The organism is Riemerella anatipestifer ATCC 11845 = DSM 15868 (assembly GCF_000252855.1).
Taxonomy (GTDB): Bacteria; Bacteroidota; Bacteroidia; order Flavobacteriales; family Weeksellaceae; genus Riemerella; species Riemerella anatipestifera.
Genome location: NC_017045.1, coordinates 1,581,253 through 1,600,861, shown reverse-complemented (window position 1 = coordinate 1,600,861; position 19,609 = coordinate 1,581,253). Strand labels below are relative to the sequence as shown.

Genomic DNA, 19,609 nt, shown 5'->3' with positions numbered 1-19,609 from the left:
TTTTTTTATTAAATTTATGGTAAAAGTCTTACTACACGGTAACCTACATTTACATAGGCCCCGTTTGGTTTTATTCTTTGGAATTCAAATTTTGTAGCTAACTGTGTTTGAGTTTGCCCCATTTGCTTAAATATTTCTCCTTTCTTATTTTCTCTAGAAAGCATATCATTAACGATATCAAAACCTACCACAGCATATTTAGAAGGTGTTTTACAATATTTGGCTTTATATGCCGCTAAGACTTCTTTTTCAAAGCTTCCTTCTGAATTGATTTTCCTATCCATTATATACACCAAATTAGCTTGACTTAGCTCATCTACTTTTTTATCAAAAGCCGACGTATAGAACATACTAAAAGCTTTGATACCTTTAGTTTCTTTAGATAAATTAATCAGCTTGGAAGCAAACGCATTACCAACAGCATCGTCATCACTTGCTAAAATAGCGATTACAGGAGAACTTTGCCCTGTCATCATATTCTGCTCTAGCTCTATTTTAGATGCATTATCTACTATAACTATATCCGCTTTCCTTAAAGATTTTTCCAACTTTGTTTTTATATAATCAGCGTTTGTTGTCTCTGCCCCTGATACAATATAAATCTTTTGGTTAGAAAAAACCTCTTTAACCTCTTTTACAATTCTATCAGCATAGATGGTCTTATCTGTTTCAGCAATAATTAAATTACCAAAATCGTACATATCCTCACTATTAGCAAATGGAGCGACTACGGGAATTTGAGTATCTTTAACATAATCCAAAACTTCTAATACATTGGTCTTAAACAATGGACCTATAATTAAATCGGTATTAGATGGATCTATTTGGATTAAGTTCTTCTTGAATGCTTTTTCGTTACCCGCATCTATAATATTAAAGTCTAGCTCTTGTCCCTTTCTAGCATTCATCTCCACTGCCAACTTCGCTCCCATAAGGAAATCCGTTGCAAGTCCTCTGTATTTAGAATCTCCCGTATCAAAGCCAAATGGTAACATCAACACTACTTTAAGTGCATTTGTGTTTTTCTTAACATAGGCTTTGTTAAATTTCTTTATTTTAAGAACCATTCCTGGTTTTAGTCCATCTGAAATTTGAGGATTTAGTTCTAGAAGTTGGTCTAAATCTAAATCATATTTGCTAAGAATACCAAAAACGGTATCACCTGCCTGAACAGTATAAGTAACATAATCTTCTTGAGAAGGAGTTACCTTTTTAGTTTCTGAAAAGTCTGGTTTCGCACTCTCTGTAGAGTTTGCGACAGCTGGGTGCTTCACTTTAATGATATCCCCAACTTTCAATCCACTTTCTTCTAAGCCAGGATTAAGTGCGAAAAGATCTTTCTTACTGATTCCAAACTGCTTTGTAATACGAGAATAGTTGTCTCTTGACTGCACTTCATATTCTCCTTCAGATAAAGTCTTCGTTGTTTTTTCTACAGACGAACTTTCCTGTGCTGGAGCTGGAGTAGCAACTTCTTTAGGAGTAGAAGTGGTTACTAGTTCAGACGCCCCATATTTGGTAATTTTATCCAAAGGCAATACCACTTCCTCCCCTATCTTCATTTCTAAATTTGGATTAAGCTTTCTTACCTCTGCTTCTGTAACATGGTACTGGCGTGTTAAACTATACAAAGTTTGTTTTGGCTTCAATATAATTTTACCCAACTGAACCTCCTTAGAAGCAGCCACTACTTTCTGTTTTTGCCCAGTTGATTTTTTACCAATATTAAGGGTTTGTCCTATCTTAATGGCTCCGTCCTTTATTTCAGGATTAAGTTCGTAAAGTTCTTTTAGAGATAAACCATACTTTTTAGAGATAGAATATGGTGTCTCTTTCTCGGCTACAGTGTGCGTTTGTGCCTGTAAAAAGAAACTCATTAAAAATATAGGAGCAATTAATATTTTTTTCATTGTTTATAAACTAGATTGCAAAAATACATTTTTCCAATTAAATAGCTAACACTAACATTACCGACTTATCCACAGGCATTTCTTCTAAACAGATATCCAACCATTTTTTACCCAAACCTCTGTAAAATACGCTAAAATTATATTGTCTTTCCTGCCATTTAGCATTAGGATTTATCTTGTCTGCTAGTAGATTCAATCGTTCTAACAAATCTTGATTTTTTTTCTTTTCTGCTTTTAACAGGCGGACTCTCATTTTTTGATACGATTTTAGCTGACGCTTCTGTTCTGCTTCCACAAGGTTAAAGAAAGTAACTTCTGTCTGTTGAGCTTTTTCTTTCAATTCATCAAAACCTTGCTTTAGCAATTTTTCTTTCTCGTCAATAATAGGTAATAAAACTGAATTTCCCAATAGTTTTTCTCCAAATACTCTCTGATAATCATTGAAAAAATCCTTAACATTAAGCTCTAACTTACCAATTTTAGCAAAAGTTTTTTCATCAATAAAAGTGAATGAATGGCGTGGTATTAAAATTGGAAATTCTAACCCTATACTTTTGAAATAATCTACCAGCTCTAGCCAATACATTATTTCTGCATTTCCGCCTATATAAACGATATTAGGCAACACTGTCTCCTGATACACAGGTCTCATCAAAGCATTAGGGCTAAATCTTTCAGGAAAGTTTTGTAACTCCTCCAACATTTCTTGCTCCGTAAATACCTTTTTGGTCTCTATCACTCTATATAAATCTCCATCTCGATCTATCCTTTGGCGTTTATCTGTAAGGTAAAACAAATTGATTTCTCTAGGGTTTACCTGCACTTTAGAGTATGTTTGTGCTAAATACGCTACCTTTTGTTTAGTTTCGTTATAAAGTTTTTGAGAAAAAAGCTCTTCTTTAAAGATGGAGGACATTTGTGATTTCAAAGCCTTATCATCTCCATCTATGAGTAAAAGTCCATAATCTGAAAATAATTTTTGAGCTAAAATTCTTATAGATTGCGATAAACTCTGCCCTAAACCATAAGCCTTATCAAGCCAATCAGTAAGTTCTTTTCCAAAAGGAAAACTTTCCATTTCCTTTTTAAATTGTTCTAAAAACGTGTTAGACTCAACCTTAATTCTACCTACCGCTCCACCTTGTACACCTTCTATCTCGTAGTAATTTTCATCTGTCCTGAAGTGATTGATTTCAACAAAATCATGGTCTTCCGTAGCCATCCAAAAAATAGGAACAAAATGCTTTTCAGGAAATTGTTCTTTAAGATAAACACTCGTTTTAATCGTCTGTAAAATCTTATAAATAAAAAATACAGGTCCTGTAAACAAATTAAGCTGATGCCCTGTAGTAATAGTAAATGTATTTTCTTTTAGCAAAGCTTCCAAATTTTCCTTTTGTGATGAAGAAAGCTCAATACCTTCATATTGCTCTTGAATGACTTTAACTAAAACCTCCCTTTTCTCGTTAGAAAATGTTTGGGATTTAGCCTCTATCTTTTCAGCTATGTTGGTAATATTAAATGAATACGGTTTAAAATCCTCTATTTTATCATCTAAAAAATCCCTAATTAGCTTAGGGATTGTATCTATCTCCTGAAATGGAATAAGCGTTTTCATACTTCAAATTTAGTAAAAAAGATACCAAACTACACCTAAATTAAGCCTAAAATCAGAAATAGGAAAATATGGTGCTGTATATGACCTATTTTTCATAAATGTAGTATTAAAGTGCTGTGCTTCTGCATAGATAAGCATTCTTTTCACTTTCATATTAAAATAAGCCGAAGCAATAGGCTGCCCTCCTATGCTATGAGCAGAGGCAGACGGCAACACAAATTCGTTAAGTACAGGAGCGTATTCTCTAGAGTTGAACTTTGAGAAATAATACACTTGGATTCCTGTCTGTAACTCTGCTGCTTTTTTAAAGGCTGGTGTTTGATAGTAGAAATTGAGTCTTCCTACAAAATGTGGCAAAGGCAACAAATCTTTATTATTGAGAACCGCCTGAAATAAAAGATTTGGATTAAAGTTAAATTTACCATACTTAAACAAGGCTTCTCCACCAATCTGAGAGATATTAACCGAAGCCGAACTTTGCTTAGGCTGATACAACTCATTAAAATAAGCCATTTGGTCTATCCTAAAATAATTAGCGGATACTTTCGCATCAAACCATTTCAAGCCTAAAGTTCCACCAATTTCTAGAATATTTTGATTTTTAAAATCTTGCCACTGATAATTAAAATTAGGATAAAGTGAAGCGTTTACCAAATAGTTAAAACTTGGCGCTACCGACTGGAAATTAGCTTTAGCATCTAAGAAATAGCCCTCAATAGGTTCTAACTTTAAATGATTGGTTGTTTTTACATAATTTCCAAAAATAGCACCTCTAGAGATTTCTAAGAAAGACTGTAATTTCAGTTTATCCCAAAGATTGATGTCTAAATTCCCAATCGCTCCTAGCCTATTTTCCTTATAAATATCAAACTGGGCATTACCCGTACCCAAACTGATACTTTGATGCCTAATACCTGCATCTAGTTTAAATTTTTCATTATCCCAAAGTAAACTTAATGTATTACTTAAGTTCTCAGAATATTTTTTATTCACCAAAGGCATCTCTGTTAATACACCGCCACCTCTTTGTTGAAAATAACTTTCTACACTAGATTGTTTAAAATAGTACTTATTACCTTGATGAAAAATACTATGCCTTAACTTAAACGGAAAACGCTCCGAAGAAAACGGACGAAATTCGTGGCTGTAATAATACCTTCTATATGAAAATCTAGAATCAGAACCCGTGAGGTTAACTTCGAGATTATTTCTATTTTTAAATCGGGTATCGTTAAGGAAATTATCCAAGCTTACAATACCTCCATACTCTTCTGCATTAACATTCTGGTGTGTAAAGTGGGCATAAGCTTGATATTTTTGATTTCTAGACTGAAACTGTGCCGAAACTGTAAAATTATTACTAGAGGTTAAACTTCTTCTATAAAACCCTTGAGACCTAAGTCCTGTATAATCCAACGCAAAATTGAAATTCTGCCCAATATTTTGAGTATAGGTAGATTTTAGGGTTCCCCCATTTCCAACACCATTATGGTAAACAAAAGCCGTAGTAGGCGTTTTAACATCATAATAGCGTATATCTTGAATACCTTGTATGAAGTGTGATTTATTGGTTGGCAAAAGAGTTAGGTTCTGCTCTGGATTAACTGAATACACTAAATCTTGAAAACCTGCTCCTACATTAGCAAATGGCACCTTACCAAAAACATCTCTATTATTATACTGAATGAACTGATAGTATTTGTCTATACTAAAAACCGTATCAAATACTTGATACTGCCCAAATTGTTTCTTATATCTATAATCTTGAATAGTAGGAATAAAGACTTTAGCCGAGTCTTTCTCTCCCCTATCTATGACTAATGAATCTTGCTTTATTTTATCTACCGATTTCTCTTGTGCTTTTACCCAAGTAGAAGCCAATAACACTACTATAAAAAAAATGTACCTCATAAAGTTTTATGAGGTACAAAGATATGTAAAATAAGTTTTACAAAATTCTAACAAACTTACTCCAAATATTTAAAATCAAAGTAAGTTTAGAATTTCACAACAAAACCCTAGTTAGAAACCTTTGGGTTGGTATCCAATTCTCTTTGAGGAATCTTAAATCTGAACTTATCACTTCCTGCTTCTATATTGAACTTACCGTGACTAGCATGGTTACTACCAGCATAATCTCTAACCAAGGCTTCGTTCAATCTCTTCATATCAAAAAATGTAACCCCTTCTCCCCATAACTCTATCCTTTTATGAGTTCTTATCTCCTCTAGCAAAGCTTGACCACTATTAGTTGATAATGAATAAGAAGGGTCTCTCTTAGAAATTAGTTCAAATAAAACCTGTTTAGCTTTAGCTTCATCCCCAAATAACGCCAACGCTTCGGCTTCTATAAGATACATTTCTGAAGCCCTCATATAAACATAATCTCCCTCAAACCTTGTAGCATCTACAAATTTAACATTAGCATACTTCGGAAGGTTATGGGCTGTACCATCAAACCACTTCTTTCTAATATCAGTATCTGATATTTTTTCATACAGCCTTTTGTCTATACTCTTATACACCCTCAATAATCCTGCATATCCAGGACTTAAATTTGCTATATGAGAAAAGAACGATGCATAAACTGTAGATGTAGATGTAGAAATATCTGTACCCCACATCCACTCTGGATTATTAATATCACTAAAACCATCCATAAGCTGAGTTGAACTCATAGGTGAATAACCCGTTCTAGCGTATTTTGCATATTTTGCTGCCTCAGAATTATTTCCTGTAGTTAAGTACAACCTGGCTAAAAAACCAGCAGCTACATTTTGATTAATAAACTCCTTTGATGCTCCAGTTGAGTATCCATTTAACAAAGAATAAGCACGTAACAAGTCTTTCTCTATTTCACCATAGACACTAGCAGTAGGATACCTAGACGCAACACTTATTCCTTTCTCTAATGCAATATATGGTATCCCCTCAGATCCTTTTGCATAAAGTCTTATAAGATCCAAATAGCATGCAGCTCTCATAGTTAAAAGTCTCCCTTTAAAATAAAGCCCTTGCTGATCTAAAGTACTTTCTTCTGGTAGATTAGTCAAAAGTTCATTCATATTAAAGATAACTTTATAATAGAACTTCCATATCATTTCCGTTCCAGTGTTATCCACATTAGGTGCTAAATATCTATAATATGATGAAAACCAATGATTCTGAGTTTGAATAAAATCATTTGTCATATGATCTAGCCCCAATTTTATAGACATATACCCAAAATCATCGTGTGCACCAGTACTCGCTTCTCGAGTATTAGAAGAGGCTAAATACCTAGTATTACCTTGCTCCAACCCTCCTAATATAAACATAGCCTTCTCTGGATATTTTTTCAACACATCCTCAAAACGATCTGTTGAAACTAAATCTTGAGTTTCCGTATTTAAAAACTCATCACTACAATTTACGACAGATAATAAAGTCAAGGTCGCTATTATATACTTTTTCATTTTTTTATTTTTTTACTTAATCTTTAATCTAAAAACCAACATTCAATCCTAAAGCGATTGTTCTAAGAGGTGAAAAAGAGCTGCTAGCAGATCCTGTATAAGACATTCTTGGATCATATCCTTTTCTTTTTGACCATACGTGAACATTATCAGACATTATATAAACTCTTAATCTATCTATCCCTGTGCTATTAATAAGATCTCTATCAAATGTATAACCTAAACTTACATTTTGTAAAGACAAATAGTCAGACTTTATTAACCCCATGGTAGACATACCATAATAAAGCTTGTCATTCTCTGGTAAAACAACCGGCAGATTAGCTGATTTATTATCTACTGACCAAGTATTATAAAAATCTGAGTGGAAATTTTGTCCTCTTCCTGCTCCCATGAGTCCCATCCATTCATAGTCATATCCCCATCCTCCTAACTGATAAGCAAAATTAGCCGTAAAATCAAAGTTCTTGTATGAAGTATTTATACCAAATCCACCATAATATTTAGGCACAGAGGTTTTACCTGTATTTATAAGAGTAGCATCTGAGTAAGTTTCAGTAGTTGTTTTTGTACCATCTGCTTTCAAAACGGCAAACAATGCTGCTCCTGTATCAGGGTTTACTCCTACAAACTCCCTCATTCTCCATGTATACATACTTCCCCCTTCTTCAAGAATAAAGTTTCCACTAACAAGAGGTGTATTAGGCAATCTCAGTATTCTATTCTTTAAAGAGGTTCCATTGACATTGAAAGATAAATTAAAATCTTGGGTTTTGATAGCATCTACTGAAACTGTAACTTCTACCCCTTTATTTTCCATATCTCCCAAGTTATCAGGTATCACAGTTAATCCTTGATGTAAAGGAAGAGGTCTTGTATAAAGCATATCAAAAGACTTTCTTCTAAAATACTCCGCATCTATATTTAATCTATTTCCAAATAAGGACAGCTCAAAACCTGCGTTTAAATTAGCATTTTTCTCCCAAGTAATATCTTTATTACCTCTATAAACTGTAGTTGCAGGCAATACTGACATATCAGCAACAGTAGTCATTGTAACTCTTCTATAGTAATCCTTGTACGGCAAGTCATAGAAAGAGTTATTCCCATACTGATCTAAGTTATCATTTCCTTGTTCTCCATACGAGGCCTTAAGCTTAAATTTGTTTAACCAAGATAAATTTGCTAAAAATTTCTCCTTGGAAACTACCCATGCAGCACCAAACCCGTAGAAATTACCCCATCTATTATCTGGGTGAAACCTAGAAGAACCATCTCTCCTTGCATTTGCATTAAGAAAGTACTTGCCTGCATAATTTAAGTTTAACCTAGCTAAATACCCTTCTAAAGCATAAGGTCTACCATATCCACTTGCATCAGCAATTACAGAAAAATGGTTTGCATAAGGGCTATCCAGTAACCCTCCGTTCTTCATATAATTTGACATTGTATCAAACTGTCTCTTCAATGTTTCATGCCCCAACATTGCCTCAACTCCTAAGTTTCCAAATTTCTTATTATAGGTCAACATTTGCTGTTGAGTTAAAGCAACAGTAATATTGTTCCAGTTATAAACTCTACCATTATCATCTACCGCATCTCCATACAGTGGAGTATCAAAGGAATAGCCTCTCAAGTTATTATACTCTCCTGTTACAGTATATGTAAAATCTAAACCATCAAGAATAGAGTAAGTACCGTAACCACTTGCAAAAATTTGGTTAGTTTTTCTTGTCTTTATGTCATATAAAGCAGTTGCATAAGGGTTCTGTAACTGAGCATAAGGCCTAACAAAAGGAGCTATCCTCCCAGTTCCATCATCAAAAGCTCTAATTCCCGACGTAGTATATATTGGTGTCCCATCTGCTGCATAAGCGTAAACTGGATAAATAGGAGCAATATACCTAGAAAACTGAAACGGATTAGAGTAACTTGTTGTCCCATTAAATCCATCAGGAACATTTTGTACCATATTAGAATAAGACAAATTACCTCCAAACTTAAGTTTTTCTCCTAACTTAGAATCTGCCTTAACACGAGCTGTTACCTTATCAAACTTAGCATTAGTCATATAAGTCTCGTTGGATTCATATCCTAAAGAGTAGTAGAAAGAAGTTGCATTAGTAGCACCAGATGCACTAAAGAATGTATTAGTATAAAACCCTTTTTGGAATAAAGTCTTAGCCCAATCTTCTTGGTATAAAACAGAAGCATTAGGGTTAAACTTACCATCAGCTGTGATTATTTGGTCATTAGCTACATTTGTAATATTATATCCTAAACCATTAGCACCACCAATTAAGCCTGCAACAGCAGAATTATGAGCATCAGCTAGTGTAGCTCCTCCGTGAATCTCTTGATTTCTCAAAACATTGTAATAGTACTCATAGTACTGACTTGGGCTTCTAGAAATATTATACTCAGGAACTCCTCTATCTGAAACCCCAGATTTCATATCAAATGAATATCTTGTTTTACCCTGTTTTCCTTTTTTTGTTGTAATGATAACTACCCCATTAGCACCTCTACTTCCGTAAAGTGCTGCTGCAGAAGCATCCTTTAGGAAAGACATTGACTCTATATCCGCATTATTAATAGCTGCTATATTCCCATTAAAAGGAACCCCATCCACCACATACAAGGGTGTTGCAGAACCATTGATAGAACCAACCCCCCTAAATCTAACTGTAGGCTCTTCTCCTGGCAAACCATTGGTTGTAGCAATTTGCACCCCAGCTACTTTACCAGTCATACCTTGAACAACATTAGCAGTTGTGATATCCTTAATATCCTTGGCCTTAACTTCCGACACTGACCCCGTTAAGGATTCTTTAGTCTGCTTACCATAAGCCACCATAACCACCTCTTCAATCTCTTTTACCGTGTCTTTTTTTGCTTTTTGTGCTACTACACTTTGAGCTCCTATAAAGAAAACAGCTCCAGCAGTAAGCACCCTTAATTTCACATTCATATTAACAAAATTTAATATTATACCTGGCAAATATGTTAATAATTCTTAATATTTACAAATAAATCAGCTTTTTTTATTACTTATCACCTAAAAACACTATACATTTTCATCAAAAAACAAGTCTATTTTTAAGGATTATATCACAAACAATTTAATAAAACCTAATAATCAACAATTTAAAATTAAATTATCATTATTATCATAATATTAAAATAATCACAATTTAGATTCATTATAAATTAATAAAAAAGAGGCCCAGTAAATTCAACTGAGCCCCTTTATATTAAATCGTGAAAATAAAAACTTATATTACTTCAATTTTTTCTTAACACTTACTTGTTCATAAACTTCTAAGATATCTCCAACCTCTATATCATTATAGCCTTTAAGGTTAAGCCCACATTCGTAGCCCTTGGCAACCTCTTTAACATCATCTTTAAAGCGTTTTAAACTCTCAAGTTCGCCATCAAACTTCACAATACCATCCCTTAGAAGTCTTATCTTAGAGTTTCTAGTAACTTTACCTGTAAGTACCATACACCCTGCAATAGAGCCTACTTTAGAAATCTTAAACACTTCTCTAATTTCAACATTACCCACCACTTGCTCTTTAATTTCAGGAGAAAGCATTCCTTCCATAGCTTCCTTAACATCGTCTATGGCGTCGTAGATGACAGAGTAAGTTCTTATTTCTATCTCTTCTTTGTCCGCTAAATCTTTTGCGTTTGCTCCCGCTCTTACATTAAAGCCAATAACTACAGCGTCTGAAGCAGTTGCCAATAAGATGTCGCTCTCTGTAATTTGACCAACGCCTTTGTGTAATATATTGATTTGAATTTCCTCAGTAGATAGTTTTTGTAACATATCAGATAGTGCTTCCACAGAACCATCCACATCACCTTTAAGGATAATATTAAGCTCTTTGAAGTCGCCCAAAGCGATACGTCTTCCTATTTCGTCTAATGTTAAATGTTTCTTAGTTCTTATAGACTGCTCTCTATGAAGCTGTTCTCTCTTATTCGCTAAGTTTTTAGCTTCTCTTTCATCTTCATAAACTTTAAACTTATCTCCCGCAGTAGGTGCTCCGTCTAAACCTAAGATAGTTACAGGGATAGAAGGTCCTGCCTCCTCCATATTATTACCTCTTTCATCTAGCATTGCCTTCACCTTACCGTGGTTTTTACCAGCTAAGACATAGTCTCCCACTTTAAGTGTACCTGCCTGAACAAGCATTGTAGCTACATAACCTCTACCTTTATCCAAGGCAGCCTCTATAATAACTCCGTTAGAACGCTTATTAGGATTAGCTTTAAGCTCTAAAAGTTCCGCCTGTATCAATACTTTTTCTAAAAGTAAATCCACATTATTACCAAACTTAGCAGATATTTCTTGAGATTGTACATTACCACCCCATTCTTCTACCAATATATTTAATTGAGATAACTGCTCTCTAATTTTATCTGGATTAGCATTTGGTTTATCCACCTTGTTAATTGCAATAATCATAGGAACTCCCGCTGCCTGAGCGTGAGAGATAGCCTCTTTTGTTTGTGGCATTACATCGTCGTCCGCTGCAATTACAATGATAGCAATATCAGTAACTTGAGCCCCTCTAGCTCTCATCGCTGTAAAGGCTTCGTGTCCTGGTGTATCTAGGAAAGTAATGCGTTCTCCATTTTCTAACTTAACATTGTAAGCTCCGATGTGCTGAGTGATACCTCCAGACTCCCCAGCGATAACGTTGGTTTTTCTTATATAGTCGAGTAACGAAGTTTTACCGTGATCCACATGCCCCATTACCGTTACGATAGGCGCTCTGTGAACTAAATCTTCTTCTGTATCTTCTTCCTCTTCCGCATTATCATCTGTAAGTTCCGCATCGGCAAAAACAATATCAAAACCAAACTCTTCCGCCACTAATGTTAGTGTATCTGCCTCTAATCTTTGGTTCATTGTTACCATTACTCCTAAGGCAAAGCAAGCTGATATTACTTCCATTGGCGATACATCCATAAGACTAGCCAACTCACTCACTGTAATAAACTCGGTTACTTTAAGTGTTCTATCCTTTGCCTCTAACTCTTGTTGTTCTGCATCTTGCTCTCTACGCTGAGTTCTCTTCTCCTTTCTATATTTAGCTGACTTAGATTTACCACCTTTATTGGTTAGTTTCTCTAAAGTCTCCTTAATTTGATTTTTTACTTGCTCTTCTGTAAGCTCTACAGGCATTGTCTTCTCTCCTCTCTTCTTCTTTCCTCCACGATTTCCTTTATTGTCAGGGCGAACTCCTCCAGAATTATTACCTTTAGTCTTATTATCTTGCTCTTTATTTTGTCCTTGAACAGGTTTAGCATCAGTAGTCTTTGTAATTCTTTTCCTCTTCTTTTTCTTAGGACGAGTTTCAAACTGAGATAAGTCCACAGTTTGTTTTAAAATTTTAGGACCCTCCAGTTTTTGATAGTTGGTTTCAATTTTTTGAGGCTCTTCCGCAACAACTGCCTCTTTAACTTCTGCCTCTTTTTTAGGTTGAACCACTTCTTCCACTTTAACAGCTGACTTCTCTTCTTTCTTAACCTCAGATTTTTCTTCTTTTTTAGCTACTGTTTTTTCTTTCTTAGCTTCTAATTTTTTGGAAGGCTTCGGTCTAGAAGATTCTATCTGACTCAAGTCTATCTTATCTAAAACTTTCAGTTCAGTCTTTTGAGAATCTGCCTCCAATTTTACAGGCTCTTCTTTCTCTTCTGTCTCTACTATAGGTTCTTCTTTAACCTCAGTCTTTTTTTCTTCTGTCTTATTTTGACCTAAATCTATTTTACCTAAAACTTTAGGTTCAAGTTTTTCAGAAGACTTGGCTCTTATAACCTCAGGGGCTTTTTCCTCTTTTAGTTCAATCTTTTCCTCTGGAACTTTAGAAATTACCACCTCATTAGAAGCCTTTTTTTGCTCTCCATCTTTTTTGAACTCAGCTTCCAATGCAGAATATGCCTCTGGTGCCAATAGAGCATTTGGATTACTATCTATCTCTATATTTTTGGTTCTTAGAAATTCTACCGCTCTAGATACCGAGATATTAAGTTCCTTAATTGCTTTATTTAATCTAATATTTTTTGGCATAATGTATTTGATATTTGCTAATAACCACTGGTGTTATTTCGCTTTTTATTTTATAAATTATTTATTGTTTAAACGAAGCTTAACTTCATTTTAGTTTTCCGTTTCACAAGAGTTACTAATCGTTAAACTCTTCTGCTAAAATTCTTTTAACTTCTTCTATTGTTTCTTCTTCCAAGTCAGTCAAACGAACTAAGGCCTCCGTATCCTTATCTATGATACTCTTAGCCGTATCTAAACCAACTTTTTTGAAAGTCTCTATCACCCAATCCTCAATTTCATCACTAAATTCATCTAGCTCTACATCATCATCTTCATGAGCTTCCCTGTAAACATCTATTTCATAATCAGATAGCCAAGAAGCTAATTTGATATTTTGACCTTGCTTACCTATGATTTTAGCAATCTCCTCCGAAGGCGTGTATACCAATGCTTTTGACTCCTCTGCATTGATGTCTATTTTATTTATAGTAACATTACCCAAAGCTCTCTTAACCAATATTTCTGGATTTTTAGACCATTGGATAACATCTATATTTTCATTTCTAAGTTCTCTTACCACACCGTGTATTCTAGAACCTTTAACCCCCACACACGCTCCCACAGGGTCTATTCTATCATCGTAAGCATCTACAGCAATTTTAGCTTTTTCACCTGGTATTCTTACCACTTTTTTAAGAATAATAGTTCCATCTTGAATTTCTGGAATTTCCAATTCTAATAGTCTCTCTAAGAACTTAGGCGATATTCTAGAAATCGTAATTTGAGGTTTACTTCCTTTAAAATCAACACTTTCTATCACAGCTCTCACATTATCTCCTTTTCTAAAGAAATCTGAAGGTATCTGCTTGTCTTTTGGCAAAATATATTCGTTGCCCTCATCATCTAATAATATCACATGCTTGAAACGGATATGATGAACTTCTCCCACCATAATTTCCCCAATTCTATCCTTGAATTGCTCATATAAGTAAGCATTGTGATGCTCTTGTATTTTAGTTGCTAAAATTTGCTTAAGCGTTAAGATATTTCTTCTCCCCAGTTGAGATACTTTAATTTCTTGAGTAAACTCTTCCCCCACTTCAAAAGTAGGATCTGTTTTTCTAGCTTCCGAAATTTCTATTTCCAAATCGTCATCTTCTGACATTTGGTCTTCTACAATAGTTTTATTGAGAAAAATCTGGAAATCTCCCTTATCTGGATTTACAATCACATCAAAATGATCATCAGAATCATATCTTTTCCTTAGAAGGGTTTTAAGAGAATCTTCTATGATTGCCATCAAATCAATCTTACTGATATTTTTCTCTTCTTTAAAATCCCCAAACGCTTCTATCAAAGCTAAATTATCCATCTATATACTTCTTTATTATTTACAATTAAACTGATTTTACCACACTAAAACTTAATAGCTACTAAAGCTTTTTTTATATCCGAAAGTAAAATTTCTTTCTCCTCCTCTACATCTATCTTACCTTTACCTATTTCCTTAGGTTTACGGTAGCGTAAGATTAACACTACTTTATTCTCTTCCACTCTAGCCAACTCACCTTCTATTTTAGAGGAGTCATTCAGCAGAATATCCAAATCTCTGCCTATGTTTTTTCTAAACTGTCTTATTTGAGTCAATGGCTCGCTGAGTCCTGCCGACATCACCTGAAGGCTAAAGTCATGCTCTTCTCTATCCATATTAAACTCTATAGCTCTACTTGCATCTAGACAATCTTGCAAGGTAACTCCATTATCTCCATCTAAAATAACTACCACATCATCTCCCGCCGACACTTTAAGATCTATTAAAAATAAATCTTCTCTCTCCGAAAGGAAATCGTTAAGTAGCGTTTCCACCTGTGCTTTTATACTCATACTCTTGTTTGTTAAACCTCGAATAGTAGGACTACGAAAAAAGGCTTTCTTTCGAAGCCTTTCCATTATTTCCCGCAAATCCTCTGCAAAGGTACAGTTTTTTTATCACACCACAAAACATAATACACTCAACTTGTTGAAATAAAAGCTCAAAACACCTTATTTCAAAACATATTTAGCCAAGTTTTATCTATCCGTTCTATAAATTTCATTTATCTTTTACTAAAAACGAGCTTCAATAGGGAAATCTAACTTTCTTGCAATTTCCAAAACCCTCTCTTTTTCTGACTTTTTGCAAATAAAAAGCGAATAACTATCCATCTGTGTATCAATATTTAGCATTGTAAAGTCAGATTCTTTTTCTATTTTCTCTGCAATCTGCCACATTTCTTTATCTTTAATAGTAAATTCTTGCTGTATTTCTTCGGAAATAAACTGACTTAAATCATCATAATCCACTTTCCAATCGGAATTGAAAGTCAATAATAACTCGGACAGCAAATGTTGAGTAAAATAAGGTATATCCACCTCAGAATCCTCATCAAAATAACCTTCATCCACAAGTATTTCTTTATATTTCTCAGGGTTTTCTTGAATTAAATGCCAGTTTTGTTTAAACACCTGAATTTCCTCTTCACTCCGAAAGCCCTTCACACCAACAATTTCTATAAATTCTTCCAGCAGTTTTTCTGGAGCTTCTTCTACTGATTTTACAAATTTCCCTTGGTTTTTCTCTGTAACAATCTCAAACTCATTACAAACAATTTCTACAGCTTCAGTAAAAGCTTTTAAATAGTACTTTTCGTACTCATTTTGTGTATTCACATCAAGAACTTTAGCCTCAACAACTGTCTCAAACGGAGGAAGACACGGATTTAAATTATAAAAAACAGCCACATTCATTGTCCCGTCTTCATAATACGACGGAATCAGATAAAACATCAGCCCCAATGTCTTAAAATATTTTTTAAATTCTCCAAATGATGGAACTCCAAAATACATTAAAATCAAGTTATATTCGCCATCATTCTTTTTATCTTCATCTGATAAAAAACCAATATTAAAAGGCTCTAAAAATGTTTTTTCATACGGTTCAAATATATTTTTTGCCTTTATCTTTTTTAGACTAGCTTTATCTTCCTCTGGATTATCACTTTCAAAAGACGAAGGATAATAGGTATATTCTAAAACTATATCAGATTTGAACTGGGGCGTATTAGGCTTTATACTTTGTTGCCAATGACAGTCAGGCTCCTCCATAAATCGCACAATATCAGGAAGAGCTTTAAAACTTTCTAAAGTCATATTATTACTTTTAGGGTTAATCCTAGATTTTTTAAATATTTTAAATAGATTTTTCAAATTTTCTAAAATCATCTTTTACCTCCAGGTCAGTCACAAAAATATAAAATTTATCTATCTTTGAATAAAAATAAATCATGTTCACTACAGAAGAATATCAAAGTGCTTTGGAATGGCTGTTCACACAAATGCCCAACTACCAAATAGATGGACAAAAAGCTTACAAACCAGGACTAGATAACATAAAAAAACTTTGCGATTTTTTCGGAAACCCTCAAAACAAATTAAAAACAATACACATAGGCGGAACTAATGGTAAAGGCTCTACAAGCAATATGTTAGCATCCGTACTTCAAGAACAGGGTTACAAAGTGGGGCTTTACAACTCCCCACACCTCGTAGAGTTTACAGAAAGAATAAAAGTAAACGGCACCAACGCAAACAAAAGCTTTGTTTTTGATTTTATCAATAAACTCAAAAACCTCCCTAAGGATATTAAACCTTCCTTTTTTGAGTTTACCACTATAATGGCATTTCAATATTTTTATGAACAAAAGGTAGATTTTGCCATTATAGAAGTCGGTCTCGGTGGACGATTAGACGCTACTAACATTATCTCTCCTTTAGTGTCCGCCATTACCAATATTGCGCTAGATCACCAAAACCTTTTAGGAGAGACATTGGAAGAAATAGCTACAGAAAAAGCTGGAATAATTAAACCCAAAACCACCATCATCTGCGGCGAAGAACAGCCAGAAATAAAAAAAGTAATACAAGAAAATGCCCAATCCAAGGAAGCTAATTTCATAGACGCCACTTCCATAGCAACCCCATACAAAACTGATTTAAAGGGCGATTGTCAAAAGAAAAACATTCGTGTTGTGATAGAAATTATACAAGAATTAAAAAAATTAGGCTTCCAAATTTCTGAACAATCTATTGAGAATGGACTGCTTAATGTTCATAATAATACCAAATTTATGGGACGCTGGTTTGAGGTTTCTAAAAACCCTCTCGTCGTCTGCGATACAGGACACAACCACGCTGGTTTAACCGAAGTTTTTAAACAACTGAATGCCATACCAAAGAAAAAACATATTGTGATAGGCTTCGTAAATGATAAAAAAATAGAACCTGTATTCGATCTAACCTCACCAAAAGACTGTTATTACTTTGTAAAACCTCAAATAAACAGAGGACTTCCCCCAAAAAACTACGAGAATTTAATCCAAAATAAGGGTTTAAACTACCAAATTTTTGACGATGTAAATGAAGGCTACAATGCTGCGAAACGCTTATGCAAAGCAGATGAGATGATTTTTATTGGTGGAAGTAATTTTGTTGTAGGAGATTTTTTAGAAAAAAATTTGCCAGTTAATAAATAACTCGTATATTTGCACCACTCAAATGAGAAATTTAGGGCGGTTAGCTCAGTTGGTTCAGAGCATCTGGTTTACACCCAGAGGGTCGGGGGTTCGAATCCCTCATCGCCCACCAAAAGGGTTCTTAGCTCAGTTGGTTCAGAGCATCTGGTTTACACCCAGAGGGTCGGGGGTTCGAATCCCTCAGAACCCACTAAAACTCAACATTTTTGTTGAGTTTTTTATTTTATCCTCCCATAAATACATTCAACATCACGAAGAAAAGGCACGAGGAATTAAATCATAAAGCACAAAGTTTAACATTTTATCATCTTCTTCGATAATATTTTCTGCTTTTTCTTTGAGCTCAATATTAGGCATTACTCCCCTTCCCTCTTTATCCATTTTATAAGTAGGCTCTATACTAAGCAGTCCAAACCTTATATTTAGTTTTGAATATGGTAATTCAAATCTAGGCATCATACCAGCTACTGTTCCATTGTGTGTACCACCTGTTTCTTCTCCTATTAAGATTACATTTGGTAAAGGTTTGAGATACGCACTAATGATGCTAGAGGCAGAAAAGCTTTTACCATTGATTAACACATAAGCTTTATTAGTATAATTAAGTGCTTTAGGCTGTGTTTTTCGAGATTGTTTAATCGGAGTACGCCAATATCCATAGGAATCTTTATAAGTAGAAATTGTATTTTTAAGAAAAAGAGGAATAGTAATGGGAGAAAGCAATATTTTACTCACAATATTCCCGCCTCTAAAGTAATTAAGATACACCATTTTATTTGTTACTATGGGGTCATCAACCATACGAAACTCCTTTTGAGACAAGTATTTTGATAAGTGGTATATTTGAGAAATACGACCTCCTAAATTATTTCTAAGGTCTAATACTAAGTGTCTAACTTCACGCTCTTTTAATATCTTAAAAACTTCGTCATAAGCCTTCTTACGACCCGAAGAAAAACTTCTGATTTTAAGAACCGCTATACTAGAATCTCCTTTCACGGGGAAAGATAAATCATTTATATAAACTTTTTCATCTGTATCATAACCATAAATTCTCTTTTTCCTATTAACCTTCCTTTGTTCTAATCTTTTAGCTATTTTTTCTTCTTTCGTTAAATGTTCAATCTCATTTTTAACTTTAGAAAGAGTGTCTTTAGTTTGTTCTTTAGGGTTTAATCCTTTATAAGCTATTTTTTTAAACTCCCTTTTGGCATTAAAAATTACCAAGCTATCTGCACATTTTGCTTTTATTTCCAGACTATCCACAAAACCTAACTCATTTAGATAAAAACGATTAACCATACCCGCAAAATAGTATGGAATAAAGGTTTGATTATAACCATCTGAAGTAAGCCCTCCTTTATATTTTTCATATAATTCTTGAGGAGTTATGCCATTAACCGAAACGATTTCCATACCTCTAAGAAGAACATCAGCCTCTTTTTTGGTATTTTTTTCTATAAATAATCGTCCATCTTCATAATAATAGCTTAACCCACTTAAAGGATTTTTGGATTCCTTATATCTACTTCTTTCTGAACTTGAATAAGTTTTAAGGAGAGGCTTCATCGTGATATGACCTTGTTTTATCTTGGCCACCACAGGTGTTATTTTTAAATAAAATTCCTTTGGAGTTAATGGTTTGTCTATTGTTTCCCTCAAAGAATCAAAAGAATAGTGCAATGACTTTTGGTCTATATACCAATCTATTCTAGGGTGATTTTTAAACAAAATCCTCTCCACATAGTTAATATCCTTTATCAATTTCTCTTTGGAAATAGGCGTTTCTATATGTCGATTATATCTATCTAGCGAATTACAACTCACTAACACAATCACTAGCAATATAATATAGCTTACCCTTGAATGCATACATTTACTTTCTTAAAAAAAACAAAAGTAAACTTTTTTCATAATGAGAAGTCACAAAACAGAAATATAGTTGGAAAATAAATTCATATAAAACGAAAAACCGTTGAAAATCATAAAGA

At 34.1% G+C, this 19,609-nt stretch carries 11 protein-coding genes and 2 tRNA genes; 3 read left to right on the top strand and 10 right to left on the bottom strand.

Going from position 1 to position 19,609, the window contains the following annotated elements:
- Positions 1 to 14: 14 nt before the first annotated feature.
- The 9 genes from RA0C_RS07580 to RA0C_RS07540 all read right to left on the bottom strand — a co-directional run bounded on the left by RA0C_RS07580 (position 15) and on the right by RA0C_RS07540 (position 16,308).
- Positions 15 to 1,910 carry a LysM peptidoglycan-binding domain-containing protein gene (locus tag RA0C_RS07580; protein WP_004916285.1) on the bottom strand — a complete coding sequence of 632 codons (1,896 nt, stop codon included), beginning with the start codon at positions 1,908 to 1,910 and terminating at the stop codon, positions 15 to 17.
- Between the two features lie 37 nt (positions 1,911 to 1,947).
- Positions 1,948 to 3,528 carry a bacillithiol biosynthesis cysteine-adding enzyme BshC gene (gene bshC / locus RA0C_RS07575; RefSeq protein WP_004916284.1) on the bottom strand — a complete coding sequence of 527 codons (1,581 nt, stop codon included), beginning with the start codon at positions 3,526 to 3,528 and terminating at the stop codon, positions 1,948 to 1,950.
- A gap of 9 nt (positions 3,529 to 3,537) precedes the next feature.
- Positions 3,538 to 5,439, bottom strand: a complete 1,902-nt coding sequence (locus RA0C_RS07570) for a putative porin (RefSeq protein ID WP_004916283.1) — start codon at positions 5,437 to 5,439, stop codon at positions 3,538 to 3,540.
- 107 nt (positions 5,440 to 5,546) lie between these two features.
- Positions 5,547 to 6,983 (bottom strand): RagB/SusD family nutrient uptake outer membrane protein, encoded by a 1,437-nt coding sequence (locus tag RA0C_RS07565; protein ID WP_004916282.1) that lies wholly within the window; start codon positions 6,981 to 6,983, stop codon positions 5,547 to 5,549.
- 28 nt (positions 6,984 to 7,011) lie between these two features.
- Positions 7,012 to 9,954 carry a SusC/RagA family TonB-linked outer membrane protein gene (locus RA0C_RS07560; RefSeq protein ID WP_004916281.1) on the bottom strand — a complete coding sequence of 981 codons (2,943 nt, stop codon included), beginning with the start codon at positions 9,952 to 9,954 and terminating at the stop codon, positions 7,012 to 7,014.
- 309 nt (positions 9,955 to 10,263) lie between these two features.
- Positions 10,264 to 13,068, bottom strand: a complete 2,805-nt coding sequence (gene infB, locus RA0C_RS07555; RefSeq protein WP_004916280.1) for a translation initiation factor IF-2 — start codon at positions 13,066 to 13,068, stop codon at positions 10,264 to 10,266.
- Positions 13,069 to 13,183: 115 nt separating this feature from the next.
- The gene (nusA, locus tag RA0C_RS07550) at positions 13,184 to 14,419 is read right to left on the bottom strand and encodes a transcription termination factor NusA (RefSeq protein ID WP_004916278.1); all 1,236 of its coding nucleotides are present in this window, start codon (positions 14,417 to 14,419) and stop codon (positions 13,184 to 13,186) included.
- 44 nt (positions 14,420 to 14,463) lie between these two features.
- Complete coding sequence (gene rimP / locus RA0C_RS07545; protein ID WP_013447050.1) at positions 14,464 to 14,931, bottom strand: ribosome assembly cofactor RimP; 468 nt, start codon at positions 14,929 to 14,931, stop codon at positions 14,464 to 14,466.
- A gap of 222 nt (positions 14,932 to 15,153) precedes the next feature.
- Positions 15,154 to 16,308 (bottom strand): DUF6630 family protein, encoded by a 1,155-nt coding sequence (locus tag RA0C_RS07540; RefSeq protein ID WP_013447049.1) that lies wholly within the window; start codon positions 16,306 to 16,308, stop codon positions 15,154 to 15,156.
- A 62-nt stretch (positions 16,309 to 16,370) separates the two neighbouring features.
- On the opposite strand from RA0C_RS07540, the gene RA0C_RS07535 reads away from it, so the two are divergent.
- From RA0C_RS07535 to RA0C_RS07525, 3 genes are all read left to right on the top strand, one after another.
- Positions 16,371 to 17,618 carry a bifunctional folylpolyglutamate synthase/dihydrofolate synthase gene (locus RA0C_RS07535; protein WP_004916273.1) on the top strand — a complete coding sequence of 416 codons (1,248 nt, stop codon included), beginning with the start codon at positions 16,371 to 16,373 and terminating at the stop codon, positions 17,616 to 17,618.
- Positions 17,619 to 17,652: 34 nt separating this feature from the next.
- Positions 17,653 to 17,730 (top strand) — tRNA-Val (locus tag RA0C_RS07530).
- Between the two features lie 3 nt (positions 17,731 to 17,733).
- Positions 17,734 to 17,808: transfer RNA gene (locus RA0C_RS07525), tRNA-Val, on the top strand.
- A 59-nt stretch (positions 17,809 to 17,867) separates the two neighbouring features.
- Here RA0C_RS07525 and RA0C_RS07520 read toward each other — a convergent pair.
- Positions 17,868 to 19,490, bottom strand: a complete 1,623-nt coding sequence (locus RA0C_RS07520) for a S41 family peptidase (protein ID WP_004916271.1) — start codon at positions 19,488 to 19,490, stop codon at positions 17,868 to 17,870.
- Positions 19,491 to 19,609: the final 119 nt, after the last annotated feature.

Bases quoted from the DNA above. Each gene is read 5' to 3' on its own strand.
- RA0C_RS07580 (WP_004916285.1), bottom strand. From the start codon at position 1,910: ATGAAAAAAATATTAATTGCTCCTATATTTTTAATGAGTTTCTTTTTA.
- bshC (WP_004916284.1), bottom strand. From the start codon at position 3,528: ATGAAAACGCTTATTCCATTTCAGGAGATAGATACAATCCCTAAGCTA.
- RA0C_RS07570 (WP_004916283.1), bottom strand. From the start codon at position 5,439: ATGAGGTACATTTTTTTTATAGTAGTGTTATTGGCTTCTACTTGGGTA.
- RA0C_RS07565 (WP_004916282.1), bottom strand. From the start codon at position 6,983: ATGAAAAAGTATATAATAGCGACCTTGACTTTATTATCTGTCGTAAAT.
- RA0C_RS07560 (WP_004916281.1), bottom strand. From the start codon at position 9,954: ATGAATGTGAAATTAAGGGTGCTTACTGCTGGAGCTGTTTTCTTTATA.
- infB (WP_004916280.1), bottom strand. From the start codon at position 13,068: ATGCCAAAAAATATTAGATTAAATAAAGCAATTAAGGAACTTAATATC.
- nusA (WP_004916278.1), bottom strand. From the start codon at position 14,419: ATGGATAATTTAGCTTTGATAGAAGCGTTTGGGGATTTTAAAGAAGAG.
- rimP (WP_013447050.1), bottom strand. From the start codon at position 14,931: ATGAGTATAAAAGCACAGGTGGAAACGCTACTTAACGATTTCCTTTCG.
- RA0C_RS07540 (WP_013447049.1), bottom strand. From the start codon at position 16,308: ATGATTTTAGAAAATTTGAAAAATCTATTTAAAATATTTAAAAAATCT.
- RA0C_RS07535 (WP_004916273.1), top strand. From the start codon at position 16,371: ATGTTCACTACAGAAGAATATCAAAGTGCTTTGGAATGGCTGTTCACA.
- RA0C_RS07520 (WP_004916271.1), bottom strand. From the start codon at position 19,490: ATGCATTCAAGGGTAAGCTATATTATATTGCTAGTGATTGTGTTAGTG.